The organism is Luteitalea pratensis (assembly GCF_001618865.1).
GTDB classification, from domain to species: domain Bacteria; phylum Acidobacteriota; class Vicinamibacteria; order Vicinamibacterales; family Vicinamibacteraceae; genus Luteitalea; species Luteitalea pratensis.
In genome coordinates, this window is record NZ_CP015136.1 from 2,729,718 (window position 1) to 2,755,375 (window position 25,658).

19 protein-coding genes are annotated in these 25,658 nt (G+C 67.9%); 11 read left to right on the forward strand and 8 right to left on the reverse strand.

The annotated features are described in order from the left end of the window. Window positions 1–95 precede the first annotated feature (95 nt). Genes LuPra_RS11225 through LuPra_RS11240 form a run of 4 tightly spaced genes read left to right on the forward strand, consistent with a single transcriptional unit; the run spans window position 96 to window position 5,098 of the window. Window positions 96–2,360 (forward strand): hypothetical protein, encoded by a 2,265-nt coding sequence (locus tag LuPra_RS11225; RefSeq protein ID WP_110170821.1) that lies wholly within the window; start codon window positions 96–98, stop codon window positions 2,358–2,360. Between the two features lie 58 nt (window positions 2,361–2,418). Beyond that, window positions 2,419–3,201 carry a glycoside hydrolase family 19 protein gene (locus LuPra_RS11230; RefSeq protein WP_234800834.1) on the forward strand — a complete coding sequence of 261 codons (783 nt, stop codon included), beginning with the start codon at window positions 2,419–2,421 and terminating at the stop codon, window positions 3,199–3,201. Beyond that, the gene (locus tag LuPra_RS11235; RefSeq protein ID WP_110170823.1) at window positions 3,198–4,247 is read left to right on the forward strand and encodes an oxidoreductase; all 1,050 of its coding nucleotides are present in this window, start codon (window positions 3,198–3,200) and stop codon (window positions 4,245–4,247) included. The genes LuPra_RS11230 and LuPra_RS11235 overlap by 4 nt, the downstream gene beginning before the upstream one ends. Before the next feature lie 26 nt (window positions 4,248–4,273). Continuing rightward, window positions 4,274–5,098, forward strand: coding sequence for an SAM-dependent methyltransferase (locus LuPra_RS11240; RefSeq protein ID WP_201792185.1), 825 nt, complete (start codon window positions 4,274–4,276; stop codon window positions 5,096–5,098). Between the two features lie 74 nt (window positions 5,099–5,172). Here the strand turns inward: LuPra_RS11240 and LuPra_RS11245 are convergent, their stop codons facing one another. Next, on the reverse strand, window positions 5,173–7,995 hold the full coding sequence (locus LuPra_RS11245; protein ID WP_234800836.1) for a TonB-dependent receptor: 2,823 nt from the start codon (window positions 7,993–7,995) through the stop codon (window positions 5,173–5,175). A gap of 125 nt (window positions 7,996–8,120) precedes the next feature. Further along, on the reverse strand, window positions 8,121–8,357 hold the full coding sequence (locus LuPra_RS33135) for a hypothetical protein (RefSeq protein WP_234800837.1): 237 nt from the start codon (window positions 8,355–8,357) through the stop codon (window positions 8,121–8,123). A gap of 341 nt (window positions 8,358–8,698) precedes the next feature. Here LuPra_RS33135 and LuPra_RS11255 point away from each other — a divergent pair, with 341 nt between their 5' ends. From LuPra_RS11255 to LuPra_RS11270, 3 genes are all read left to right on the forward strand, one after another. Beyond that, window positions 8,699–9,706, forward strand: coding sequence for an EF-hand domain-containing protein (locus tag LuPra_RS11255; RefSeq protein ID WP_162271358.1), 1,008 nt, complete (start codon window positions 8,699–8,701; stop codon window positions 9,704–9,706). A gap of 467 nt (window positions 9,707–10,173) precedes the next feature. Next, window positions 10,174–10,512, forward strand: coding sequence for a PadR family transcriptional regulator (locus LuPra_RS11265; protein ID WP_237050899.1), 339 nt, complete (start codon window positions 10,174–10,176; stop codon window positions 10,510–10,512). A 5-nt stretch (window positions 10,513–10,517) separates the two neighbouring features. After that, the gene (locus LuPra_RS11270; RefSeq protein ID WP_234800838.1) at window positions 10,518–13,232 is read left to right on the forward strand and encodes an ABC transporter permease; all 2,715 of its coding nucleotides are present in this window, start codon (window positions 10,518–10,520) and stop codon (window positions 13,230–13,232) included. A gap of 251 nt (window positions 13,233–13,483) precedes the next feature. Here the strand turns inward: LuPra_RS11270 and LuPra_RS11275 are convergent, their stop codons facing one another. The 6 genes from LuPra_RS11275 to pucL are packed head-to-tail and all read right to left on the reverse strand — an operon-like array spanning window position 13,484 to window position 19,167. Further along, a complete protein-coding gene (locus LuPra_RS11275) occupies window positions 13,484–14,722 on the reverse strand; it encodes a M20 family metallo-hydrolase (RefSeq protein ID WP_110170828.1) in 1,239 nt (412 codons plus the stop codon). Then, window positions 14,719–15,438: a (S)-ureidoglycine aminohydrolase gene (gene allE, locus LuPra_RS11280; RefSeq protein ID WP_110170829.1), complete on the reverse strand. Its 720-nt coding sequence runs from the start codon at window positions 15,436–15,438 to the stop codon at window positions 14,719–14,721. Before allE ends, LuPra_RS11275 begins: the two co-directional genes overlap by 4 nt. Then, window positions 15,426–16,760 (reverse strand): allantoinase AllB, encoded by a 1,335-nt coding sequence (allB, locus tag LuPra_RS11285; protein ID WP_110170830.1) that lies wholly within the window; start codon window positions 16,758–16,760, stop codon window positions 15,426–15,428. Before allB ends, allE begins: the two co-directional genes overlap by 13 nt. Then, the gene (locus LuPra_RS11290; protein ID WP_110170831.1) at window positions 16,753–17,967 is read right to left on the reverse strand and encodes an allantoate amidohydrolase; all 1,215 of its coding nucleotides are present in this window, start codon (window positions 17,965–17,967) and stop codon (window positions 16,753–16,755) included. The genes allB and LuPra_RS11290 overlap by 8 nt, the downstream gene beginning before the upstream one ends. After that, a complete protein-coding gene (gene uraH, locus LuPra_RS11295) occupies window positions 17,967–18,320 on the reverse strand; it encodes a hydroxyisourate hydrolase (RefSeq protein ID WP_110170832.1) in 354 nt (117 codons plus the stop codon). Before uraH ends, LuPra_RS11290 begins: the two co-directional genes overlap by 1 nt. A gap of 1 nt (window position 18,321) precedes the next feature. Continuing rightward, window positions 18,322–19,167: a factor-independent urate hydroxylase gene (gene pucL / locus LuPra_RS11300; protein ID WP_157899016.1), complete on the reverse strand. Its 846-nt coding sequence runs from the start codon at window positions 19,165–19,167 to the stop codon at window positions 18,322–18,324. 118 nt (window positions 19,168–19,285) lie between these two features. On the opposite strand from pucL, the gene uraD reads away from it, so the two are divergent. The 4 genes from uraD to LuPra_RS11320 all read left to right on the forward strand — a co-directional run bounded on the left by uraD (window position 19,286) and on the right by LuPra_RS11320 (window position 25,639). Continuing rightward, complete coding sequence (gene uraD, locus LuPra_RS11305; RefSeq protein ID WP_110170834.1) at window positions 19,286–19,777, forward strand: 2-oxo-4-hydroxy-4-carboxy-5-ureidoimidazoline decarboxylase; 492 nt, start codon at window positions 19,286–19,288, stop codon at window positions 19,775–19,777. Between the two features lie 83 nt (window positions 19,778–19,860). After that, a complete protein-coding gene (locus tag LuPra_RS11310) occupies window positions 19,861–20,427 on the forward strand; it encodes a DUF3455 domain-containing protein (RefSeq protein ID WP_157899017.1) in 567 nt (188 codons plus the stop codon). Between the two features lie 269 nt (window positions 20,428–20,696). Beyond that, window positions 20,697–23,423: a discoidin domain-containing protein gene (locus tag LuPra_RS11315; protein ID WP_162271359.1), complete on the forward strand. Its 2,727-nt coding sequence runs from the start codon at window positions 20,697–20,699 to the stop codon at window positions 23,421–23,423. A 395-nt stretch (window positions 23,424–23,818) separates the two neighbouring features. Then, the gene (locus LuPra_RS11320; RefSeq protein ID WP_110170837.1) at window positions 23,819–25,639 is read left to right on the forward strand and encodes an ABC transporter ATP-binding protein; all 1,821 of its coding nucleotides are present in this window, start codon (window positions 23,819–23,821) and stop codon (window positions 25,637–25,639) included. Window positions 25,640–25,658 lie beyond the last annotated feature (19 nt).

A 25,658-nucleotide genomic window follows, 5' to 3' on the forward strand; every position in this document is an offset into this window, starting at 1 on the left:
GTGTGCGATTCGAAGGCTCCTGGCGTTCTTCAGGAACACGGCCACGATCGTACGTGTGGGTTGGTCCCGCGCGTTGCCGGCCGGAGGTTTCCCGCATGCCAACGGAACTCAAGCTGACCGATGCCGAGAACCTGAGAGTACTGCTCTCGGACAAGACGGTGTGCGATCCGTCGGTGGGCCCCGCCCTGGGTGAAGTCACGCTGGACGCGGGGCAGACGTTTGCCGGCGACGTGCTGTCGGTGAACGTCCAGGGCGCGCTGGGCCTCTTTGCCTTCAACTCCAGCGACGACATCGACGAGGACGGCATCGTCGGGCTGCCGCGCGACGCTGCGCCGGTGGACAAACTTCCTCCGCAGGTCGAGCTGCGCCCGGGCAAGGCCTTCCTGAAGTACAGGGCATCGGCCGGGATCAAGGCTCGCGTCGCCGGTGAGACCCTCGAGCGCCTTGGCTTCGACATCGACTCCCGTTTCGCGCTGGTACTCGCGCACTATCGCCTCCACACCTGTGCCGAGACGGTCAGGCAGGCGGCGCTTGCCGACATCAAGGCGCTGCGCACCTCCCTGAAGCTGGATGACGTGCTCGCGCTGCCGCGCGGCGAGGCGCTGTCGCAGCAGGTGGTCGGCAGGCTGTCGGTGGCCGTCGAGCTGTCGTGGTCCGACGTGTTCACCGGAGGGATCGGCCCGCTGTCGCGCCTCGCTGGCGCCGGCGTGTCCGTCCTCGTCAAGGTCGGCGCCGCCGCCTCGTTGAAGGCCACGGTCAGCGTGACCGACGAGTTCCTGCTCGTGTTTTCACGGCCCGAGGCTACGCGCTGGCGCGTCGGCCTCCAGAAGGCGCGCACGCGCGCTGCGGCCGTCGGGATCGACCTGGGCCTGACGGTGGCGTTTGCCGACGGCGAACTGGCGGAGACCGTCCTGATGGCGGCGCTCGAGGGGGTGGTGGGACAACCCCTCGCCGTTGTCGAGGCGGCGATCGCCAAAGGCTCGCTCGAGCAACTGTCCGCCGCCGAGCGGAAGGTCGTCGAGTTCCTGATCGACAGGTTCGGGTTGTCGCGGACGACCGACGTCCTGAAGCGGATTGCCGAACGTATCGCGGCGGCCAGGCAAGCCGTCAAGGACGCGGTCCGCGCGGTGGCAACCGCGAAGATCGCGCTGGCGTTCGGCTACGAGTACCGGCGGATGCGCCAGGACGTCACGATTGCGCAGTGCCTGCTGGACGAGGCCGGCCTCACGACGCATCACGGCGATCTCGTGCGCGGCCGCATCGGTCCCTTGCTCCAGGATGCCGCGCGGAACACCGCGGGTGTGGCCCTCGAGCACTACCTCTACCAGAAGACGGTGCGGAGCGAACAGAGCTGGGGATTCTCGCTGTCCATCGGCAAGTGGCTGGCCCTGGGGGGCACCGATCGCAAGTCGTTGACCATGGTCGAGCGACGCACCAGCACCGACGCCGTCCAGCGTGCCTATCTCGGGACGCGAGGGTACCGGCACGAAGGCGACAGCCGGGACCAGTGGAGCGCCGACCTGGCCGTCTCGATGCCGGGCTATGCGGTGGGCGCCGAACCCCTCGTCTCCGAGTTCGATACCGGGCTCGCCCTGAGCTGGTTCGAGCCAGCGAAGAAGCTGGATCGCGACACCCTGGCCGCGTGGCTCGACCTCGCAGTGTTGTGGGGCGCGACATCGTCGGGTGACCTGACCGAGTGGCAGGAGCGGCTCGGCGGAGTGGTCAAGAAGAAGTGCTCGCTGGTGGCGCAGGTCACGTTTCCGCACCAGGCGTTCTCCATCATGCGGCCCCTGGTCGCAGGCGCGGACGCGAGCGCGTTGGGGCCTGCGCTGGGCGCGGCGATGCCGTGGATGGACCAGCGAGGGCGCCGCTCCGTCGGTGAGCGTCGAGCCCTCTATGGACCCCTGTGGGCGCACTACCTGTCGGACCCCGATCATGCGCGCCGATCCGGACGTGATTTCGCGCCCGCCGCGCGGACGCACCTCGAGCAGCACGGATTCGGCGAGCTGGCCGCCATGGAGCGGCTCTACGAGATCACGCTCACCCGGCCGCACGACGGCCGCATCTTCTGCGGCCTGATCGACCTGAACCCGCGTACGCTTCAGCAGTGCCACGACTTCCTCAATGCCGCACGGCGCTTCCACAACGACACGGTGAGTGCCGTCCCCGAGCGCGGTGTCGTAGCGCGAGCATTCGAAGGCATGGAGGAGTTCTGGGCGCAGGCGCATCATGTTCGCAGCATTGGCCGCTTCCTGCTGGATCTGGCCGCGTCGACCGCGGTGCTGACGCACGTCACGCGCGCCGTCTCGATCACGGTGGGAGACGGCGACAGCGCCGAAGTCGTGGTCATCGCGAGTTGAACGACGGCCGTGTCGGCCGTCACGGGAATGGGCGCCTGTGGACGTCCGGAGATGACTGATGTTCACGATCGAGCAACTGCGGCGGATCATGCCGGCCTTGACCGCGGCGCGCGCGACCGCATTTTTTCCGTTTCTCCAGCGCGCGGTCGACGAGTTCTCGATCGCGACACCCGCGCGTAGTGCCGCCTTCCTCGCGCAACTGGCCCACGAGTCGGGACAATTCCGCTTCATGGAGGAACTCTGGGGACCGACGCCGGCGCAGGTTCGCTACGAGCCACAGAGCACGCTGGCGGCTCGCCTCGGCAACACCGAGGCCGGTGACGGCAGGCGGTTCAAGGGCCGAGGCCCGATCCAGGTGACCGGCCGGGCCAACTACCGGCGCTACGGCGACCTGCTCGGGGTCGATCTCGTCGCCGATCCACCGAAGGCGGCTGACCCTGCGGTCGCGTTCCGCGTCGCAGCGCTGTTCTGGTCGCGCAATGGGCTCAACGAACTCGCCGACCAGGGCAGCGCCGACTCCTTCAGGCAGATCACGCGGCGCATCAACGGCGGGTTCAACGGGCTGGCCGAACGCCAGCAGTTCTTCGCCCGCGCGTGCGAGGCCCTCGGCGTGACCGCCGCTCGCGGTATGCCCCGGAGCCTGCCGGCACGAACAGGGGCGGACCTGGACGCGTTTGGACGCGGCGCCGAAGCGATTCGCCCCTTCGCGCGTCGGCTGAGCGCCAGCAGTCCGCCGGATGGCGCGCGCGCCGGCGCGCCGGTCGACCCAGTGGCTGGCCCGCGCGCGACACGCGCGGGCGCACCCGAGGTCGTCGTCACACGCGCCGCTCGCAAGAAATGACGCCGGAGCCAATAGGTGTCGCGTTGCTCGGTTTCGGGTTCGCCGGCCGCATCTTCCATGCGCCGTTCATCTCCACCACGCCGGGGCTCCGCCTCCGGGTGGTGGCGTCGAGCCAGGCCTCGAGCATCAGCGCCGCCTACCCCGATGTGCGCGTCACGGCATCCCCCCGAGACGCGATCGAGGATGACGAGGTGTCGCTGGTCGTGGTCGCGACGCCCAACGACACGCACGCGTCCCTCGCCGAGGCCGCGCTCCGTGCCGGCCGGCACGTGGTCGTGGACAAGCCATTCACGGTCACCCTTGACCAGGCGCGAGTGCTGGCCGCCACGGCCGAGGCGACCCGCCAGGCGCTGTCGGTCTTCCAGAATCGGCGCTGGGACAGCGATTTCCTCGGCATCAGGGATGCGCTGCACGCCGGCACCATCGGGGACGTGGTCGAGTACCGATCCGAGATGGCGCGGTGGCGGCCTCACGTGCGTGATCGGTGGCGCGAGCGTCCAGGGCCGGGAGCCGGCCTCTGGTATGACCTCGGCCCGCACCTGGTCGACCAGGCTGTCGAACTGTTCGGCGCGCCCGACGGCGTGCAGGCGACACTACGCGCGCTACGTCCCGGCGGCGGGACCGACGACTGGTTCCAGGTGAGGCTCGATTATCCGACGCGACAGGTCGTCCTCGCGTCGACCCTGCTGGCGGCAGACGAGCCGCCGCGGTTCGTCGTGCGCGGCACCGCGGGCAGTCTCGTCAAGGTTGGCGGCGACCAGCAGGAGCAACGGCTGATCGCCGGCGACCGTCCGGGGCATGCCGGCTGGGGGCAGGATGCCGACCCACTGCTGATCGTCCGCGACGGCGCTGATGCCGTACCCGTGCCGGTGCCGGCTGGCAACTATGGTCACTTCTACACCGCGATGCGCGATGCCCTCGTGCACGGGAGTCGACCCCCTGTCTCGGTTGCCGAAGCGATGCTGGTGATGTCGATCGTCACCGCGGCGATTGAGTCGTCGGCAACCGGCCGTGTCGTGTCGGTGGTGGATCTCCTGTCACGATGACTTGCATGGATGAGGATCACTCGCCCTTGAACGACCTCCTTGCATGCGCGCGGTTTCCCCGCGCTTCGACGTATGGGCCCGCATGGATTCGTGCCGGTGTCAGTGGCGGTGCGCATCCCCTGTGGTTGACCGAATGGCTCTGCGAATCCTTGTCACTGCGCCCGGGCATGCGGGTGCTGGATCTTGGATGCGGCCGCGCGCTGTCATCGATATTCCTCCACCGCGAGTACGGCGTGCAGGTGTGGGCAGTCGACGCATGGTTCAACCGGGACGAGAACCTTCGTCGCATACAGGATGCCCGCGCAACCGAGGGTGTCTTCCCCTTGCACGCTGATGCGCGATCGCTGCCCTTTGCGCAGGGCTTCTTCGACGCCATTGTCTCGATCGACTCGTTCCCGTACTACGGCACCGATGACTTCTTCCTGGGCAGCCTCGCGCGCTACCTCCAGCCGGGCGGCCTTCTCGGTATCGCGGGTGCCGGCCTCGCGCGAGAGATCGACGGCAACGTCCCCGGCCACCTGCACGGGTGGTGGACGCCCGATCTGCATTGCCTGCACTCGCCGCCATGGTGGCGCTCGCATTGGCAGCGGACCGGACTCGTCGACGTGACCGTCGCCGACACCATGCCGGACGGCACGCAGCGATGGGTGGACTGGCAACGCGCGGTTGCGCCAGACAACAGTGTGGAGATCGATGCGGTCGGCGCCGACGCGGGCGATTACCTCGCGTACGTGCGCGTGATCGCGACACGCACGTCGGTGGCGGCCGATGAACCGGTCACGTCCGTGGCCACCACGTACGTTCGTCAGCCGCTCCTGCGCGGCGAAACGACCGACGATCCTGTCTCGTAGGTGCCGACCTTCCGCCTTCGCCAAGGCTACGGCGGACAAGTCAGGTCGGCACATCGTCGCACCGGGAGGCGCGATCAGAAGCGCAGTCGCAGGGCGAACTGCGCGCTGCGTGGGTCTCCCACGGCGGTGACCTGGTTGAACGTGGCCGACGGGTTGGTCGGATAGGTATTGCTGCCGAAGGTAGCGTTGCGCGCCGTCTCGTTGACGGCGTTGGTGACGTTGAAGGCTTCGACGGCAGCTTCGAGCCGCATCGAACCCTTCAGCGGGAAGGTCCGGCTGACCCGCAAGGCCAGGCTGAAGAACTCGTCCCCCTCACCGGCGTTTCGCGCGATGAACGCCCCGTCGACGATCGGACGTCCCGTCGTGCCCTGCAGCGTCGTCGCCCCGGACGTGATATTGAAGGGGGCAGGCGAGTAGGCCTGCAGCATCCAACTCAACTGGAAGCCGTGGGTGATCGCCTGCCAGAACGAGTCGGCCGGCTGCATCGGCGTGGTCACGCCGCCGGAGAGCACCAGCAGGTGGCGACGGTCGCTGTCGGCCCGGCTCCAGTCCTTCGAGATGTCGAACGGGTCGATCGGACCACTGAAGAAGAACTCGCCGACGTCGTTCATGGCTTTCGACAATGTGTAACTGGCCCGATAGTAGCCGCGCTCCGACGGTCGCCTGCCAAGCGTGACGATCAGCGCGTGGTACGTCGACCTGCCCGCAGACGAGTACCGGCTGTCGTTGCCGTACGCGGCAATGGGCCGGCACGCGTTGTTGCTCCCCGCGGGGACGCACGACGGGACGTTCTGGTTGATGGCCATCAGCAGGCCCTTGCCAGCGAGGTACGAGTATCCGAGGCTGACTGTCGAGAGCCGCCCGATCTGCTGCTCGACCTCCACCGCGGCCTGGCGCGAGTACGCCTGATCGAGATCACCCTGCATCGTCGTCAGGGAGGCCAGTGTCACCGAGGGCACGAGTGCGCGCAGGACGCCAGGGAAGATCGGCGCCTCGGCCTGTCCGGGTGACAAGCTCACAGTGATCTGGCGAAGGTTCGACAGGTCGGTGGTGTTCCCGGCGGAGAGCAGTGCGTTGGCGAGCGAACGCAGGGGAACACGATCGACGAACAGCCCCGCATGGCCACGGACCACGAGGGACCGTGCTGCGAACGGCGTCCAGGCGATGCCTACACGGGGCGAGAGGTTGTCGCCATCGGTCTTCACCGTCTCGAGCCACTGCAGGTCGTACCGGACCCCCAGGTTGAACGTCACCGACGATGAGGCGTTCCAGGCGTCCTGGGCGTACACGGCGAGGTTCGTGCTGGTCTGCTCGACATCGGTCGCGCCAAACGTCTGCGTGAACCCGCCGTTGTTGTACGTGCCTGCGAGGAAGGCGGGCAGGGAGGCGAAGACGTAGCTGCCCTGGCGTGCACGAGGGAACACGATCCGGTCCGCGTTGTGCACGACGTCGATGCCGGCACGCAACGCATGCGCGCCGCGCTGGTGCGAAACGTTGTCGACCAGTTCGACCATGCGATTCGAGCGTTCCTGCGGGCTGGACGACAGCGTGCCGAACGTCGCGATGCCGGCGATGCTGACGGCTGGCCCCACCTGGTCGGAGGGCAGGGCCCGCAGGTGGCTGTGGGTGAACTGCGCCCTCGTTTCGTTCACCGTACGGCCGCCGAGCGTCAGCAGGCTCGACAGCGCGACGGCCTGATCGCGGTCGTCCAGCCCCGTCGATGCGGACGGCGCCGCGAGCCCCCCTGCGCCACGCGCGTTCGCGGCCGCGACGTCGTAGAGGCTGTAGCGTGCGCCGACCTGATGGCGTCCGCTGACGGCGTGGTCGACCTTTCCGAGAGCCGTGACCGTCTCCACTGGCGCCTCGTACAGTCCCGTGGTGACGGGCGAGCCAGGGTACCCGGTGGCCTTCATGCGCGCATTGATGATGTCGGCAGTCGCGGGCGAGATGGTCGTGAGCGCCGACTGCTCCAGGTCCCTGCGCTCGGCGTTGGCAAAGAAGAACGTGCGGTTGCGCACGACCGGTCCACCCACGCTGCCACCGTATTGCACCTGCGACATCGGCAACGTCGTGCCCGACAGCGCATTGGCGGCGTTGAAGCGCTGATCCCGCAGGTATCCGTACGCGGTCCCCTGCACGGTGTTGGTGCCACTCCGCGTCACGACGTTGACATGCCCGCCCAGCGCGCGTCCGAGTTCCGCCTGCGCGCCTGACGTGACGACCTGGATCTCTTCGATCGCATCGACGCCGTAGGTCATGCCACTCAACCCGGCCGCATCGTCGTTGGCCGAGAGTCCGTCGACGACGACGCTGTTGGAGAAGTTGCGCTGGCTGCCGACCGACAAGCCGACTCCCGGGACCGCGGACGTCTCGGCGAACAGTTGCGTGCTGTTGATGTTGGGCGGCGCGACAGACGGGGCCAGCAGCGCGACGTCCAGGAGGTTGCGGCCGTTGAGCGGCAATTGACGCAGTTCCGCCTCGGGAACCGTGACCGCGACCTGGCTGCGCGCCGACTCGAGGACCGCGGCGTCGGCCGTGACCGTCAGGTCGGTGGCCAGCCCCTCGACTCCGAGGGCGATCGGGAGTGCGAACGCACTGCCCGCCGTGAGGGTCAATGGTCGCATTGCGCGTATGAAGCCAGGGTGGGTCACGGTCAGCTCGTAGGGGCCGATGCGAAGCGACGGAAAACGGAAGTGACCACTGTCATCGGTCACGGTGGTGCTCGTGACGCTGGTCTGCAGGTGTCGCGCGCTCACGACCGCTCCGGCAATAACTCCGCCGGAGCCATCGGTGACCTTGCCGCTGATGCTCGCGTCATTGACGGTCTGCTGCGCGAGCGTAAGCGATGGGGCGACGAGCAGGGCACTCGCCAGCCAGAGTTGTCGCAGGACGTGCACGTGTGACCTCGCGGACCACCGCGACGCTGCACGTCACGTGAATCGCGTGACGACACGGCGTGGCGGTGCAACACCAGACCCATGAAGGCACGCGCGTGTGCCTTCAACATCATGGGGAGTGGCGGCTAGGCGCGTGGCGGTCTGGGATCCGGCGGGCGATTCCTGGCGAGCGGCGTTTCGCGCAGTGTGGGTTCTGGCACGGGCACGCCGGCATCCAGCGTCGCCGTCAGCGTGACCGGCATGATCCCGGCGTTGGCGAAGATGGTGAACACGGCGGGCGTCTGGCAGGCTCGCCGCATCACGCAGTCAGGCGTGCCGGACCCCTCGCCGCGCGCGTGCCCAGCGGCTTCGTGACGATGCATGGGGCACGGCGCGTCGCCGCTGGCAGGCATTGGACAATGCGAGGGCTTGGGCGGCTCGTGGCACGAGGGTGTGCTCTCCGCCTGTCGATGCAAGGCACAACAGTCGCGGGGGACGAACGCCGACAGCGCCGCCGCCTGTATCAACAGCCAGGCGATGGCCCACAGCCGCACGTGCCCGCGGACGCTCCTCATCGGTCTGTCAGCGTAGCGGATGCGGGTCCACGTCGCAACAACGGCAGATCAGGGCGGGTTCCTGTCGAGTCGGACTTGGCACGAGCTGTGCCTCTCACCACGGTCGGAGGTCACAAATGGGCATGCAACTGCTGACGACTGGAGCAATCATGTTCACCTGTGCAACAGGTGGATTCCTGGCCGTCTCGCGTGCGGCCGGCGAACCTCTGGCATTCGCCGCGGCCGGCGCACAGGCCAGCCGCGCCCCCGCCAGGATGCGCTTCGAGGTCATGGACCGGAACGGCGACGGCGAAATCTCACGCCAGGAATGGCGCGGCTCGGCGCGATCGTTCGACGTGCACGACTGGAACGGTGACGGCCGGCTCGCTGGCGACGAAGTCCGGACCGGTGGTCGCCGGGAGGACGACTTCGAGCAAGCCGATCACACGCCTTCACAAGCCGAGCGCTACATGTCGTGGACCGAGCGCGGCTTCGCCACCCTCGATCACGACCGCAACCGGCGCATCACTTCCGACGAGTGGCACTACGACCGCGAGACGTTCCTGCGCGCCGACCGCAACCGGGATGGCACGCTCGACGTCACCGAGTTCATCGGCGGCGACATGGACGACGATCGCGGCGACCGGTTCGACGACCTCGACGTCAATCGCAACGGACGAGTCGAGCGGCGCGAGTGGCACGCGAGTGACGATGCGTTCGTCTGGCTCGATCGGAACCGGGATGGCGTGCTGAGTCGCACGGAGGTCGTGGGCGAGGGCGACGGCGGGCAGGGCGTGCCGTCGGCGGGCCGCGAGGTGACGGTGGTCGTCGACGCGCGTCAGCGATGGACCGACGCGGGCCTCGACGTGCGTGCAGGTGACGTACTGACCTTTTCGTCGCGTGGCTCGATCCAGATGAGCAACGACGGCAACGACCTCGCGTCCCCGGCGGGTTCACGAACCGGCCGCGGCGCATCAAAGGCGCCGGTCAACGCTGTCGCAGGTGCCCTGATCGCCCGGATCGGCAACGGCGCACCGTTCCTGATCGGAGACCGCACATCGGTCACCGCTCCCGCGACTGGCCGAGTTCAACTGGGCGTCAACGACGACTACCTCGAGGACAACCGCGGCGACTTCGAGGTCATCGTCGGCGTGCAGCGGCGCACTTCGCTGCGTTGACCACGCATGTCGCGTCGGGGCGCTGCGCCGTCCCGACGCGCGCGCCGCCGCGTCGCCGCGAGCGGGCAACGGGATCGAATTCCGTCGGCGTCGAAGATCGATTCCGAACGCATCGACGGGCCGATTCCGAACGCGTCGACCGATCGCTTCCGTGCCCGTCGATGAATTGCTTCCGTACCCCTCGATGAGTCGACTCCGTCGGCGTCGATGAATCGATGCCGTAGGCGTCGACCTTCAGGTCGACGCGGGGGCGGTGATCGCTCAGCAACACCATCGGCGCGGTGTTGAACCGCCGACCGCCTCCAGCCAGGCCCGTTTCCCCGACGTTGAGAAGCACCAAGAGAGCCGTGATCGGTTCGCGCGCGGGCTGTCCCGACCCACTGTCGCGCCTGCCTGTCGCGTTTTCCTTGACGGCTCGTGAGATCCCCTCTAGGATGCCTACCTAGCTATGGCATAAATAGCTAGGTATGATGACAAAACCACGGAACGACATCCTGCAGGGCACGCTCACGCTCCTGGTCCTGCGCAGTCTCGAAGGTCAGGGGCCCCTGCACGGTTACGCCCTCTGCGGCCACATCCAGCGCGTGTCCGACGATGCGCTGCGGGTGGAGGAGGGGTCGCTCTATCCGGCCCTGCACCGCATGGAACAGGAGGGGTGGGTTGCGGCATCCTGGCGCGTCACCGAGAAGGGCCGGCGCGCGAAGTACTACCAGATCACCCCTCTCGGTCGCGGGCAACTGGATGCCGAGCGAGAGAGCTGGCTGCGCCTGACGCGCGGTGTCGGCCGGGTGCTTCGCTACAGCTGACGGCCATGTCCTGGTACGCGCGTGCGGCGAACGTGTTCCGCCAGGAATGGCTGCTTCGCCGCCTGGACGAGGAACTCGCGTTCCACGTGGCTGAACTGATTGACGACCTCGTCGCCGGCGGCATGCCGCCCGACGAGGCCAAGACCGAGGCCCTACGGCGGTTCGGGAACTACACGCGGCAGCGTGAGAGGACGAGGGACATGAACATCGTGGCGTGGTTGGAGGCACTCGTCGCCGACGTCCGGTATGGCGCGCGGCAACTGCGCATCGACCGGAGCTTCACGACAGTGGCGGTGCTGTCGCTCGCGCTCGGCATCGGCGCCAATACGGCCATCTTCCAGTTGATCAACGCCCTCCGGTTACGCAGTCTCCCCGCGGTGCAGAAGCCGCACGAACTGGCCGCCCTGGCGCGCGCGGAAAAGTTCATGACCTCGGGCTGGTACCAGGCCCGGCACCAGGCGTTCACGTACGCGCAGTTCCAGGCAGTGGGACGCTCGCAGCAGGCGTTCTCCGGTGTGCTCGCCTTCGGCACCGCCCGTTTCAATCTCACGCGAGGCGGCGAGGCACGCTATGCCGAGGGGCTGTGGGTGAGCAGCAACTTCCTCGATGTGCTCGGTGTCAAACCCGCGATGGGACGCGGGTTCGCGCGCGTGACCGACCAAGCCGACTGCAGCGAGGCCGGTGTCGTGCTCAGTCACGCCTTCTGGCAGCGCGAGTTCGGCGGCAGTGCGGCGGTGCTTGGCCAGGACATCTATCTGCACGGACGCACGCTGCCGATTCTCGGTGTCACGCCCGCCGAGTTCATCGGGCTGGATCCCGGGCGCCGCTTCGACGTGGCCGTGCCGCTCTGCATGGACACGCTCTACGCGCAGGAACCGCGCGCCCGTCGCCTGGATCGACGTGACGCCTGGTGGCTCACCATGGTCGGCCGCCTGAAGGCTGGGTGGAACGTGACCAGGGCGTCCGCCCACATCGATGGCATCTCGCCCGGCATCTTCCAGGAGACGCTGCCGCCCAGCTATCGGCCCGACAATGCCGCGAAGTACCTGAAGAATCGCTTCATCGTCGAGGACGCCAGTGCCGGTCTGTCGGCGCTGCACAAGGCATACGAGGATCCCCTCTGGGTGCTGATGAGCGTGGCCGGCGCCGTCCTGCTCATCGCGTGCGCCAACCTCGCCAACCTGTTGCTCGCTCGCGCAAGCTCGAGGGAGCGAGAGATGGCGGTGCGCCAGGCGGTCGGCGCCTCGCGGACGCGGTTGATTGCGCAACTGTGCACGGAGAGCCTGCTCCTGGCCGTGCTCGGCTCGCTCGTCGGGTTGATCATCGCGCAGGTCGCCAGCCGCGGCTTGATTGCCTTCCTCACCAATCAGGACCAGCCCCTCGTGCTGTCGCTCGCGTTCGACCGCAACGTCTTCGGCTTCACGTCCGGGCTCGCCGTGCTGACGTGCCTGCTGTTCGGTGTGGCTCCTGCCGTGAAGGCGACGAGCACACCTCCGGCGTTGGCGATGGCCGGCGGGCGTGGCACCGCGCAGTTCGCGGAGAAGCACCGGCTTCGTCGTGGCCTCGTGGTGACGCAGGTCGCGCTGTCGCTGGTGCTCCTGTTCGGCGCGCTGCTGTTCGGCCAGACGTTGCGCAACCTCCTGACCGCCGAGGCCGGCATGGTGCCCGAAGGCGTGCTGGTCGCCAGCGTCGATGCGCGACTGCCCGAACTGACGCCCGAGCATCGTCGCGTGATGTTCGACCAGATCGAGCAGCGTATCGAGGCCCAGCCCGGCGTGGTCTCGGTCGCGCAGGTCAGCCTCAGTCCCTTCAGCGGCAGCGGCTGGAACGGAACGGTGCGCGCGCAAGGCGCTGCTGATGCGGAGGGGAAGGAGTCGTGGTTCAACTCGGTCGGACCCGGCTACTTCGAGACGATGAAGACACCGCTCGTGGCCGGTCGCGAGTTCACCGCGCAGGACACCGCGAGCGGTCCACGCATCGCCATCGTCAACGAGCAGTTCGCCAAGGTCGTGTTCGGCGGCGGCAACCCGGTGGGTCGCCTCTTCCGCAGCCAGGCGCCAGCGGGCAAGCCAGAGCCCGAGTACCGGATTGTCGGCATGGTGCGCAACACGAAGTACTACGGGCTACGTGAAGAGTTCAAGCCGATCGCCTTCGTGCCGGTGACCCAGGACGAGAACTTCTCGGACAGCATCACGTTCATGGTGCGGTCGCAGGTGCCGCTCGGCGGGACGATCGCCGGCATCCGGACGCTGATGACCGAAATTCAGCAGGGGCTGCTGGTCGAATTCCGGGTCCTCGACGAGCAGGTCGCGCAGTCGGTACTGCGCGAGCGGCTGATGGCGACGGTGTCCGGCGCCTTCGGTGTCCTGGCGATCGTGCTCTCGGCCGTCGGCCTGTACGGCGTGATGGCGTACATGGTCGCGCGGCGACGCAACGAGTTCGGCGTGCGGCTGGCGCTCGGCGCCGGTCCTGACCACGTCCTGAGACTCGTGTTCTCGGAGGCGGGACGGCTGGTGGTGATTGGCCTGATTGTCGGCGTCATCGGGGCCTATTTCGCCGCGCGCTACGCGCAGTCACTGCTCTACGGGTTGCAGTTCAACGACATGCGCACGCTGGCGGCGGGGTGCGCGCTGCTGGCGGTCACGGGAGCGGCGGCGGCCCTTGTGCCGGCGCTCCGCGCTCTCCGCTTCGATCCAGCCGTCGTGTTGAGCACAGAGTAGCGGTCACTGTGTCTGTTCGGACACCTGCCGTATCGCCCTGGTGAGCTCTTCGGGGTAGCGGCCGGGTCACCTGCGGAGACACCCGCTGCTCCCGTACCAGGCGTTCGATGCACGCCGCCTCGCCGCGCCTCGCCTCGATTTCCGATGCGCCGTCCCAGGTGATGCGCCTCGTGCACGACGACCGCGCGCGGCCATGCGCAGCAGTTCGGATCGCCGTTCAGGAACCAGCCGTCCAGGATGGCGAATTGCCGCTAGCTGGCCAGCCGTGCCAGCGCCAGCGCCAGCACATGCACTCCGCGTGCGATGTCTTCGGGCGCGGCGTATTCATCAGGCCGATGGCTGACCCCGGCGCGGCACGGGATGAACAGCATCCCCGTCGGTGCCACTCGGGACATGAACAGCGCGTCGTGGTACGCGCGGCTGATCATCGGCTCGCAGGCGAAGCCCGCGTCCACGCAACTGGCTGTCAACGCGTCGACGACGGCTGCGTCGCAGCGTGCGGGCGGGTCAGCGTTGACGACTTGTGTCGTGACCGAGACGCGCCGTCGCGCGGCCACGTCGACGCAGGCGGTCTCGACGCGGGCCAGGACGGCGTCGCGCCTGCCCTCGTCGATGTCGCGGACGTCGACCTCGAGTTCGCAGCGGCTCGGTACGCTGTTCACCGCTCCGGGGAACACGTGGCACACCCCCGTCGTGGCGACCGTGTCGATGGCGTCGGTGCTCCTGGCGGCCGCTTCCACCGCCAGCGCGATCTCCGCCCCCGCCAGGAACGCGTCCCGGCGCGCGGGCATCAGCACCGCACCGGCGTGGCCGCCCTCGCCGTCGATGGTGACGCGCAGGCTGGCAGGCGCTGCGATGGCCGTGACCAGGCCGAGGCCAATCCCGCGCTGTTCGAGCAACGGTCCCTGCTCGATGTGCAATTCCACGAACGCCGTGTACTGGCCCGGCGGTAGCGCCACGTCCGCCACGGTGCCGGTGAACCCCGCCGCTTGCCGGGCGTCGTCCAGCGTCGCGCCATCGCGATCACGCAGCCGGCTGGCGGCCCCGGCATCCGTCAGCCCGGACAGCAGGCGGCTGCCGAGGCAGCCGATGCCGAAGCGCGTGGGCTCCTCTGACGTGAACATCAGTAGCTCGATCGACCGGCGTGGCCGGAGACCTGTTGCCTGCAGCGCACGGATCGCCTCGAGCGCTCCGAGCACGCCGACGGTGCCGTCGTACATGCCGGCGTTCGGGATGGCGTCGATATGCGAGCCCGTGCAGACAGCCGGCAGTGACGGGTCTTCACCGGCCCATCGCGCAAAGAGATTGCCGACGGCGTCCTCGCGCAGCGAGAGACCGGCTGCGGTGCACAGGCTCCTGACGTACGCGCGCGCGGCCCGGTCGGGTTCGGTGAAGACCACGCGGGTGACGGCCGGTGCAGGAGCGGCGGAGAACGTGGCAAGCACCTGCAGTTCGTGCGTCAGGCGCGCGGCGTCGACCTGGAGACTCATGAGGCGGCTCGATTCCAGTCCTTGTAGATCAGGTACTTTGCCGGCACCTTGCCGAGTGCGCCGAACCACTGCGGGCACCATGGAGCCATGTAGATGAAGTCGCCCTCGGTGACGGGGTACCAGGCGTCGCCGAGGCGATAGATGCCGCCGCCCTCGAGGAAGAGCAGTCCGTGCTCCATCACGTGAACCTCGACCATCGGCAACGCGGCGCCAGGTCGATAGGCCATCGTATTGACCGCGAAGTCGAACGAGGCGTCCGCGGGAACGAGGGCACGTACTTCGAGGTCAGCGTCGCCATTGAGCGGCTGCGGAGACTGGTGAGCCTCATGACCGGTGAACATCGCCGGGGCTGACGTGCCGGGCAGGGCGACGTATGGCTTCTCGATGACGGCGACCCGTGAGCCACTGCGTGTGCGCACCGCGCCCACGTCCCCAGACGGCACGTAGGCGAATCCGCCGGCACCAAGCGAGGCGTCGGCCACCTGTGCCTCACCGGAGAGCACGTAGACGAAGCGCTGCATGCTCGTGGCGGGCAGGTAGCCGTCGGCGCCGAGTTCGGCCGTGTACTGCGTGAATGCTGCGCCGATCGCCGGCGAGACATGCACGATGGCTACGGCGTTGATCATCCCGGGCCACGACGCCCGCACGAATGTGTCCGGTGTGTGCAACAGGTGGTCGTCTCGTCGTGCGCTTCTCGTGTGTCCTAGCGAGTGCATGTCACCAGCTTTCCTCGGGTACGCGCTGTGATCGTGCCGTCAGCGAAGATCGTCTCGCCGCGTCGGATCGTGAGTGTGACCGCCCCGCGGCACGACATGCCCAGGTACGGACTCATCGGGTGCCGATGCAGGAACTGATCGAACACGTGCGTCTCGTGGAGTGCGACCAGCGCGAGATCGGCGTCCATGCCGACGGCAACGGTGCCCTTGCGAGACAGTCCGAATCGCGCTGCGGGACGGGACGCGAGCAGCGACGCGACCCGCGTGAGTGGCAGGCCCCGTGCGTGGTGGCCGCACTCCAGCAGGACGGCCAGCGTGGCCTGCACACCGGCGATGCCGCCCCATGCGCGGGCGAAGCCGCCACGCTTCCGCTCGGGTGGGGCCGGCGAATGGTCCGATCCGATCAGGTCGATGGTGCCGTCGAGCACCGCACGCCAGAGCGCGTCACGCTCCGAGGCGTCCCGGATGGGTGGCGCGCACTTGGCCGCGACGCCGATCCGCTCCACGTCCTCGGTCGTGAAGCACAGGTAGTGCGGGCAGGTTTCGATCGTCACGTCCACACCCCGCGCGCGAGCTTCGGCGGCGACGGCGACGCCGCGGCCGGAACTGACGTGCACGATGTGCAGCCGCGCGCCCGTCTCGCTGGCCAGCAGCGTCGCGCGTGCGATGGCCTCGACCTCGGCTATGACCGGACGCGAGGCCAGGACGTCGCGGACGCCGCAGCCATCACCCGAGAGCAGCCGCGCCGACAGCGCCGCGGTGATCTCCTGGCTCTCGGCGTGCACGGCCACTGGCAGCCCGAGCCGCGCCGCCTCGGTCATGCCCTCGAACAACGTGAGGTCGTCGGCTCTCGGGAATTCCGGCAGCCCGGAGTCCGCCATGAACGCCTTGAATCCCACCGCGCCCGCGTCGGCCAGGGCAGCCAGGTCGTCGCGGTTGCCGGGCACCAGTCCACCCCACAGCGCGAAGTCGGTGATCGACGAGGCCGCCAGGGCGGTCTGCTTACGTGCGAACTCCTGGGCGTTGACCGTGCACGGTGTCGAGTTGAGCGGCATGTCCACGAACGCCGTGCCGCCGCCGGCCGCCAGGGCGCGGCTGCCCGTGCCGGAGCCTTCCCAATCGGTGCGCCCCGGCTCGTTGAAGTGCACGTGTGCGTCCACCACGCCGGGGAAGACATGCAGTCCGGTAGCATCGATCACCTCGCGACTCGCGCCCAGTTCCGGAGCGATCGCCTGGATCCGGCCGTCCTCGATCGTCAGGTCGGCTTGCAGCACGCCGTCGGGCGTGACGAGCAGGCCGCCGCGAATCACCACGTCATGCACGATCCCCCCACTGCGCAAGCCAGTGCACCCCGACCTCGAGGGCCGCGGCCACGTCGTCCTCCAGCACGCGCTCGTCGGGATGATGGCTGATCCCGCCGGGACTGCGCAGGAACAGCATCGCCGACGGCACTCGTCGCGCGACGATCATGGCATCGTGTCCTGCGCCGCTGATCACGTGGTGCACCGGCCTGCCGGTCGCGGCGACGGCACGCGCGAGGGCGTCCGTGAGTTCAGGCGCCATGCGTACGGCAGCTTGATCGAGATGCTGCGCGTGTGAGAGTCCGAGCCCCCGCCGCTCCGCTATCGTCCTTGCGGTCGCGAGCATGCCGTCGACTGCCTGTCGCCGCTGCGCATCGTCTGCGTGCCGCACATCGAGGCTGGCGACGACGCGACCGCTGATGGCGTTGGTCGCGTTGGGCGTCAGCTGCAACCGGCCGACGGTCGCGACAAGGCCTGGCGTCGCCACGGCCATCTGTTCCACCGAGGAGATCCACTCGGCCGCACCTGCAAGCGCATCGCGGCGTGACGCCATCGGCGTGGTGCCTGCGTGGTTGCAGCGGCCCGTGAACGCGAGTTCGACACGTGACTGGCCAGCAATCGCGTCCACCACGCCGAGGGGAGCCGCCAACAGGTCGAGGACGGGCCCCTGCTCGATGTGGAACTCGAGGTATGCGAGCGCAGCCGGAGAGACCTGCGCGTTGGCGATCTCGTGAGGATTCAGGCCATGGGCCTGCAGCGCCTCCCGGACCGACACCCCATGCGCGTCCGTGCAGGCCAGCAATTGCGCGGCATCCCCGACCAGCGCCCGGCTGCCGATGAATGGCACGCCGAAGCGCACGCCTTCCTCTTCCGAGAAGCCGACCACTTCGATGTCGACTGGCAGTACGCGGTCGGCGAGTAGTTGCACGAGGGTGATGCCGAGCACCACACCAAGGACCCCGTCGTACGGGCCCGCGTCCGGCACCGTGTCCAGGTGGGAGCCGATGATCACGGCTGGGCGCTCGCCCGTCCTGCCGCGCAGGTTGCCGGCCTCGTCGATGCGGACCGACATGCCCAGCGTTTCCATCCAGGTGCGCAGGTCGTCGCATACGTCGCCCATCGGTGGTGACAGGAACGTCCGGGTCGTTCGCCCGGGATCCTCGGTTCGAGTCGCGATCCACTGGCAGCGTTTGATCGCGGCCCTGGCCGCATCGCCGTACGGGTGCATCAGGAGCCCCGGTATGTGCTGTACCCGTAGGGCGAGAGCAGCAGCGGCACGTGGTAGGCGGCGGTGGCCGACGCGATCCCGAAGCGGATCACGATCTCGTCGAGGAACGGGAGTTCACCGAGGTCCACACCGCGATCGCGCAGGTAGCGGCCGGCGTGGAAGGTGAGTTCGTAGACACCGGTTGGCATGGTCTCGCCAGCCAGGAGCGGCTCGCTGGTGCGGCCGTCGGCGTTGGTCGTCGCCGTCGCAACATGCGTGCGACCGTCTGCGTCGAGGCGGTGCAGGTCGATGCGGACGCCGGCGGCGGGAACGCCATGAGCCGTGTCCAGGACGTGCGTCGAGAGCCTGGCCATGTCAGCGTCGCAAGCTCAGGCCGAGGCAGCCATACGGCGGACGCGCGTCGGTGTACACGCCGATCGCCTCGCCACGTTCGGTCACGGTGTCCCAGGTGCGATTGTTGGCCTCGAGGTGTACCTGCGCGATGGCCGGGAATTCGGCGAGCATGCGCATGCCGAGCGCGTAAATGATCTGCTGGATGCTGCCGGACTCGAACGCATCGAACACGTCATGGGTCAGGCGAGCCACCGCACGGGTTGTCGCTCCATCGGTCAGGGCGTCGCCGGGTTGCACGTACTGCCATTCCAGGTCGAGCCACATGTGCAGGGGGCGATTGGTGATCTCCGGCAGCGTCGTGTACTCGTCGCGCACGAAGCCCTTGAACGCGCTGCCGCCGAGGCGCAGCAACCGGAACCCCCTGATGCCCGAGGTGGCCTCGAGACACGCAGCACGCGTCACCTCGACGCGAGCCATCGCCCGCTCTGGGCCCGCGGGAGAAAAGGTCCATGCTCCGCGGGCGGCGTAGGGCACATCCGTGGCCGACACCTGCACGCCCTCCACCTGGGGATAGCGCGCGAGGAACTTCTCGGCAAGAAACAGGCAGTACTGTTCGAGATCGTTGCCGTCGAAGTCGAGGGTCTCGCGCTGGATGAAGTTCTTCATCGAGTCGGTCGCGACGAGGTCCGTGTTGTCGCCGGTCGTGTAGGTCGGCCAGAACGCGTCTCCGTACACGAGCATTGTCACGTTGGCGCCAAAGACCGCGCTGGTGCCCTCGGGCACGCGCCCATCGCGATGCAGGCGGTACGCGGTGACATCGGCCTTGCCATAGTAGTTGCGCTTCCAGCCACTCGCGAATCGTTCCACGCCCACCTCGTATGCCGGGCCGCAAGGCCGGCGCGACTGCGCTGCCGCGTCGACACGTTGCACGTCGTGCGGCCGTGCCGACAGGGTACCGCACGAGGGCGGGGTACCATCGGCGGCGATGACGATGGAGGAGATCAACCGGCTGGATCTGGCCGGGTTCGTCGCGGCCGTCGGACCGGTCTTCGAGCACTCGCCGTGGGTGGCCGCGCGGGCCTGGCCGCATCGCCCGTTTGCCGACCTGCCCGCGATGTACGACGCCATGACCCGGCAGGTCCTCGACGCGTCACGAGACGAGCAACTTGCCCTCCTGAGGGCGCATCCCGATCTGGGTACGCGTGCCCGGATGAGCGTGGCGTCCGAGGGCGAACAGGCTGGTGCTGGTCTGGACCGCCTGACGGCGGTGCAATACGACCGCCTTCGCGCAGCGAACGCGCGGTACCACGACCGCTTCGGGTTCCCTTTCCTGTTTGCGGTCAAGGGCAGCACCGCGTCGGACATCCTCGCTGCGCTGGAGGCGCGCGTGGACGGCGCGTGGGATGCCGAGTTCGAGACTGCCCTGGAACAGGTGTTCAGGATCGCGAGGTTCCGGCTGCAGGAGATCGTGCCCTAGGTAATCGCGATGTCGGGTTTGTTGCCGGCATCGCGATCTTCAGGGGTAGGAGGGTGGGCGCCTATCGCGTCCCCGACGCCATCATGATCTGGAAACATTCCGCTGCAGCGATCCTTGCCGTACTCGCGCACACGTCGATCGCCCATGCCCAGGGGGCCGTTCCTGGCGGGCTCGAGGTACCCGCCGGTCACGCGCCATTCCTCACCGCCCATGCCGAGGGCACCCAGAACTACGTCTGCGTGCTGGCGCCGGACGGCTTCGGCTGGCAGTTCCACGGCCCACAGGCAACGCTCGCCAACGACGCGATGACCCAGGTCGCGACGCACTTTCTCAGTCCCAATCCGATCGAGGGCGGCGCCGCTCGCGCGACCTGGCAACACTCGGCCGACACCAGCCGGGTCTGGGCCGTGGCCATTGCGAACTCGACCGATGCCGCGTTTGTGGCCCCGGGAGCGATCCCCTGGTTGCTCCTGAAGGTGGTGGGGCAGCAGGGTGGCCCGGGTGGAGGCACGACGTTGTCCGGCGCCCTCTTCATCCAACGCACCAACACCGCGGGCGGGCAGGCGCCGCCGACTGGCTGCAAGACGGCGCAGGACGTCGGCCGCAAGGCGCTCGTTCCGTACGAGGCCGATTACGTGTTCTACCAGTAGCTGGTCGGAGGCTTTGCGCCACAAGGTCTGACGGACGCAGTCGGTCACCCGGGGCCCGGTGCAGGAAGCACCGGGCCTCTGCGTCTCTGCTCGACCGCCGCTTCGCCATCGAGCGGCCGTATGTAAGATGCGCGTCGATATTTCGACGGTGAGCACCGCCGAACGTGTTCCCAGGCCAGAAAGTATCTTGCGCGAGGATTGGCCCTTCTCGTGCATTGACGCGACCGACGCCTGCGCCCATGCGCGTGCGCCTTCCGGAGTCGCGTCCCATGTTTCATCGCTCTTCGTGGCCCGCGGCCACCGCCCTGCCGGGCCTGGTCGCGACCGTGCTCCTGCTGTCTGCGACCGCGGCCTTCGCCGAACCGGTCTCACCTGCTCCGGCGTTGCCCGCCGTGGTCGGCAGCGTGATCAATGTTTCGACCGAGTCGCAGCTGCAGGCCGCCATGGCCCAACTGCGATCCGATACGACGATCGTCCTTGCCCCGGGCACGTATCGCCTGACGCGCACGCTGTATATCCACGGCACCTTCAGCAACGTCGGTATCCGCGGCGCCACCAACAATCCGGACGATGTGGCCATCGTCGGCGCCGGGATGACCAACGCGTCATATGGCAACGTCCCGTACGGCATATGGACCGGTGGCGACGTGCAGGCCATCACCATCGCCAACCTGACGATTCGCGACTTCTATTTTCACGACATCATCTTCAATGCGGGCACCCAGCGTCCTCTCATACACAATGTGCATCTGATCGATTCCGGGGAGCAATTCGTCAAGTCCAACCCGGACGGACAGGGCGGCGGCGTGGACGGCGGCGTGCTGCAGTACTCGACGATCGAATTCACCAACCGCGGACGCGACGACTACCCCAAGGGGATCGACATTCACACGGCAACCGGCTGGCACGTCCGCCACAATCTGTTCCGCAATCTGCGCGCGCCTGGCACCACTCAGCTCATCGGTCCTGCCGTGCTCGTGTGGAATGGCTCGAGTGAGACAACGGTGGAGGGCAACACCTTCATCAACTGCCAGCGCGAGATCATGTTCGGCGTGAACGACCGCACGCCCGACGAACACACCGGCGGTGTCATTCGCAACAACATGATCTACCGCGATCCTGGAATCTTCAGTGACGTGGGTATCGCCGTATTCGACTCGCCGGACAAGCGGGTGCTCCACAACACGATTCTGATCTCGGACAACTATCCCAACGCCATCGAATACCGGTATCCCAGCGCGGTGAACGTCTACATCGCGAACAACCTCGTCGACGGCACGATCCGTCAGCGCGACGGCGCACAGGCGGTGCTCCACAACAACGTGCTGACAGCGAACGCAGACATGTTCGTGGCGCCGGCGGCCGGCAACCTTCACGTTCGCGCCAACGCCGTCGCCGCGATCGACGCGGGGACGGTGGCCGCCGGCACGGCGAGTGACTGGGACGGCGAGGCGCGGCCCGAGGGCGCTGCGCCGGATGTCGGTGCGGACGAGTTCACGACGACCGTGACGGCGCCGCCCACGTCTCCGCCAGTGCCGCCCGAGGGCTGGACCAACGTCGCGGCGGCCAGTGCGGGCGCCACGGCCTCGGCGTCGACGACCTATCCCGGTTACGGCCCCGCCGGAGCGATCAACGGCGACCGTCGAGGCGCCAACTGGGGCGCGGGCACCGGCTGGAACGACGCCACGCCGGGCAGCTTCCCCGACTGGCTGCAGGTCGATTTCGCGGGCCCCAAGACCATCAGCGAGGTCCGCGTCTTCAGCGTCCAGGACAACTACACCAAGCCGCTCGAGCCGACCGCGGCGCAAACCTTCAGCCTGTACGGCCTCACCAGCTTCACCCTGCAGTACTGGGATGGCGCGCAGTGGCTGACCGTGCCCGGCGGCACGATCACCGGCAACCAGCACGTCTGGCGCACGGTCACGTTCCCGGCCATCAGTACCTCCCGGATCCGGATCGTGACCACCGGCGCCAGCGACAGCTACAGCCGCCTCGTCGAGGTCGAAGCCTATGCGGCCGCGCCGGCGGTCCCGTCTGGCGTCAACGTCGCGGCGGCCAGTGCGGGCGCCACGGCCTCGGCGTCGACGACCTATCCCGGCTACGGCCCCGCCGGAGCGATCAACGGCGACCGTCGAGGCGCCAACTGGGGCGCGGGCGCCGGCTGGAACGACGCCACGCCGGGCAGCTTCCCCGACTGGCTGCAGGTCGATTTCGCGGGCACCAGGACCATCAGCGAAGTCCGCCTCTTCAGCGTCCAGGACAACTACAGCAATCCGGTCGAGCCGACCACCACGCAGACCTTCAGCCTGTACGGCATCACCAGCTTCACCGTGCAGTACTGGGATGGCGCGCAGTGGCTGACCGTCCCCGGCGGCGCCATCACCGGCAACCAGCACGTCTGGCGCACGGTCACGTTCCCGGCCATCAGTACCTCGCGGATCCGGATCGTGATCACCGGCACCAGCGACAGCTACAGCCGCCTCACCCAGGTCGAGGCCTATGAGACCGTCGCGCCAGTGGTTCCGTCGGGCAGCAATGTCGCGGCGGCCAGTGCGGGCGCCACGGCATCGGCGTCGACGACCTATCCCGGCTACGGCCCCGCCGGAGCGATCAACGGCGACCGTCGAGGCGCCAACTGGGGCGCGGGCACCGGCTGGAACGACGCCACGCCGGGCGGCTTCCCCGACTGGCTGCAGGTCGATTTCGCCGGCCCCCGGACCATTAGCGAGGTCCGCGTCTTCAGCGTCCAGGACAACTACAGCAATCCGCTCGAGCCGACCGCGACGCAAACCTTCAGCCTGTACGGCCTCACCAGCTTCACCCTCCAGTACTGGGATGGCGCGCAGTGGCTGACCGTGCCCGGCGGCACGATCACCGGCAACCAGCACGTCTGGCGCACGGTCACGTTCCCGGCCGTCAGCACCGCCCGGATCCGGATCGTGACCACCGGCGCCAGCGACAGCTACAGCCGCCTCGTCGAGGTCGAAGCCTACTGACTTTCGGAGCACCTCCAGGTACGGGCGGGCTTGCTCTGCAGCTCCACAGGAACTGCCTGGATGAGGCTTCGACCTCGACTGTACTTTACCCGGACCAGCACATGAGATAGCCGCCAGATCACCTCATCTGACATGCAATGCAGCTCGGCATTAGTGGGTGACCCGCAAGGATCGCCTGTTCTCGTGTATGTAAAAACTGCTCGTGTGGCTGACTTCTGGGGGGCAACCAGCACTTCTCGCCTGAAGCCGTCGAGAGCCGCGGCGCGTTCTTGTGCTGGTCTTTACGGAACACATGCGACGCGAACGTCGTTCGTTTACTGTCGGTCCGGACTACGTGTGCCGGCTGGCCCCGTTGTTGCAACCGCACGGTGCGCCGAGCAACGCGGCGCGACGCCATGGCCGAAAAAACGCCCCCCTTCTGGAATGGTTGGAAACACCGCGCGGCAGCACTGCGCCATGTCCCTGCGCTGATGCGCCTCGTCTGGGAGTCCGGCCCGGCCGTGGTCGCCGCCGGCTGGGTGTTCCGCATTACAGCCTCGCTCATTCCGCTCGCGATGCTGTCGGTCTCGAAATGGATCCTCGACGCGGTCCAGGTGAAGACCGGCGGCGGCAGCCTGCCGCCAGAGTTCTGGTGGCTGGTGGCGCTCGAGGGCGGCCTGGCAATCCTCGGCGGCGTGCTCGGCCGTACCACCGGCTTTTTCGACGGCCTGCTCGCCGACAGGTTTACGCGGCACGTGAGCGTGCGGGTGATGGAACATGCCGCGCAGCTCGATCTGACATCGTACGAAAGCCCGGCGTTTCACGATCGGCTCGAGCGCGCGCGTGCGCAGGCGACCGACCGCATCACGATGATCCATGCGATCGGCGCGCTGGCGCAGCAGCTGATCATCGTCGTCAGCCTCTCGGTCAGCGTCCTGTTCTTCTCGCCGTGGCTGATGGTGGTCCTGGTGCTCGCCGTCGTGCCGGCGTTCCTCGGTGAGAGCCACTTCGCATTCCTCGGCTACTCCCTGAACCTCAGCCAGACGCCGATGCGCCGTCAGCTCGACTACCTGCGTGTGCTCGGCGCGAGCAAGGAGACCGCCAAGGAGTTGAAGCTGTTCGGTCTCGGAAGCTACATCACCGGCCAGTACGCGGAACTGTCCGACGGCCTCTATGCCCAGAACGTCGCGCTCTCGCGCCGCCGCCTGGCGGTGGGCAGCCTGCTATCGGTCGTGAGCAGCGCGAGTTACTACTCTGCTTACGCGTATGTGATCTACCGCACCGTGACCGGCGACCTCTCATGGGGCTCCCTGCAGTTCATCGCGGGCAGCATCGCCGGCGCGAGCGCGAACATCCAGTCGATCTTCGCGACGTTCTCGAACATCGCCGACCAGTCGCTGTTCCTCACCGATCTGATCGAGTTCTTCCGCGTGACGCCGACGCTGTCGAAGGTCGCGCATGCGATACCGGCGCCGCGGCCGATTCGCGACGGCTTCGTCTTCGAGGACGTCTCGTTCCAGTACCCCGGCAACCCGCGTCCGGTCCTGGAGCACCTCGACTTCCGCATCTCGCGCGGCGAGCGCGTCGCGCTCGTCGGTGAAAACGGGCAGGGCAAGACGACGCTGGTGAAGTTGATCACGCGTCTGTACGACCCGACCGCGGGCCGCGTCCTGCTCGACGGTGTCGACCTGCGCGAGTACGACATCGAGGATCTGCACCGCGAGATCGGCGTCATCTTCCAGGACTTCGTCCGGTACGAGATGAGCGCACGCGACAACATCGCCGTCGGCCGGTTGCACGCCGCTGGCGACGACTGGCGGATTCGCAAGGCGGCTGGCCGCAGCCTGGCCCACGACGTGATCTCGCGGCTGCCGCAGGGGTACGACCAGCTGCTCGGCCGCCGCTTCGAAGGCGGCGTCGATCTCTCGGGTGGTGAGTGGCAGAAGATCGCCCTCGCCCGCGCATACCTGCGTGATGCCCAGTTACTGATCCTCGACGAGCCCACGGCCGCGCTGGACGCGCGCGCCGAACTCGAGGTCTTCCAGCGCTTTGCCGAACTCACCGCCGGCAAAATGGCGCTCCTCATCTCCCACCGCTTCTCGACCGTCCGCATGGCGGACCGCATCGTCGTGTTGTCGGACGGACACATCAAGGAAGACGGACATCACGACAGCCTCGTGGCGCATGGCGGTCGGTATGCGCGGATGTTCGAACTGCAGGCCGCGAGTTATCGCTGAAAGACAACGGGTGACCACG